General features: G+C 62.1%; 1 protein-coding gene. It reads left to right on the forward strand.

The genetic code is table 11. From position 1 onward, the window contains the following. The first annotated feature begins 50 nt into the window (after positions 1-50). Positions 51-1229 (forward strand): IS256 family transposase, encoded by a 1179-nt coding sequence (locus L0C59_RS11030; RefSeq protein ID WP_341474753.1) that lies wholly within the window; start codon positions 51-53, stop codon positions 1227-1229. Positions 1230-1236 lie beyond the last annotated feature (7 nt).

Consider the following 1236-nt stretch of genomic DNA (forward strand, 5'->3'; position numbering starts at 1 on the left):
TAGGGTTTTGTGTATAAAAGGGGGGCACCAGAAAGGACAGGAGGTACCCCGTGGACCAGGATACCCTGCAGGTGATGCTAAGGGAAGCGGTGAGGCAGACGGTGACCGAGGTCTTGCAAACCCTACTGGACGCTGACCGGGAAGCCTTCTTGCGCCGGCACGGCGGGCGCAAGAACGGCTACTACCCCCGCAAGTTAGAAACGGCTTTTGGCCAGGTGAAGCTGGCCATCCCCCGGGATCGGGAAGGGAGGTACTACCCCAGCCTGCTCCAGCCCTACGCCCGTCGCCAGGTGGATGTGGGGGAGGTAGCCATTGCCCTCTACGCCGCTGGGGTGAGTCAGCGCAAGGCGGCGGAAGTGATGAGCCTTTTGCTGGGCCACCGGTACACCCACGAGACCATCAGTGCCATCACCGACCGGGTGCTGGAAGCGGCAGCGGCTTTCCAGAAGCGGCCTTTGCCGGGAGAGATGGCCTTTGTCTACCTGGATGGCTTCTTCTTGAAGGTGCTCAGGGAGGGGGTTGGGGTGGAGAGGGCGGCCGTATACGTGGCCCTGGGGGTGACCCCCAAAGGGGAGAGGCATGTCCTGGGCTTCTGGCTGCTTCCCACGGAGAACGCTTATGCCTGGGAGGAGGTGCTCAAGGAGCTTTGGAAAAGGGGACTAAGGCGGGTGTTGCTTTTCGTCACCGATGGCCTACCTGGGATCGAAGAGGCCATCGGGAGGGTTTATCCCTTGGCGGGGTGGCAGAGGTGCGTGGTGCACAAGGTGCGCTCTAGCCTTGGGCGGGTGCGTTCTCGGGACAGGGCTCTTTTGGCCCAGGACCTGAAGGAGGTGTACATGGCGGGAAGCCGAGAGGAGGCCCTTGGGGCTCTGGAGAGGCTGAGGGAGGCCTGGGGTGCCAGGTACCCCTCCCTGGTGGGGGCATGGTGGGAGAACTCGGGAGCCCTGCTGCGCTTCTACGATTACCCCCAGGTGCTCTGGCCCTATCTGCGGAGCACCAACCTGATGGAGAGGTTCATCCGTGAGGTGAGGCGTGGGACGAAGGTGCGGGACCACAAGTTTCCCAGGCCTGAGGCGGTGTTCAAGCTTTTGTATCTGGAGAGCGAGCGACAAGAGGGGAGGTGGGCGGAGCGCAAGCTCAGGGGTTTTGCTGAGGTGCGGGAAGTACTGGAGAAGATGCTTCTGGAGAGGTATGCCCCCCATACACAGACGCTTACACATAAATCTTGACACGACC

Source organism: Thermus neutrinimicus, from assembly GCF_022760955.1.
Taxonomy (GTDB): Bacteria; Deinococcota; Deinococci; order Deinococcales; family Thermaceae; genus Thermus; species Thermus neutrinimicus.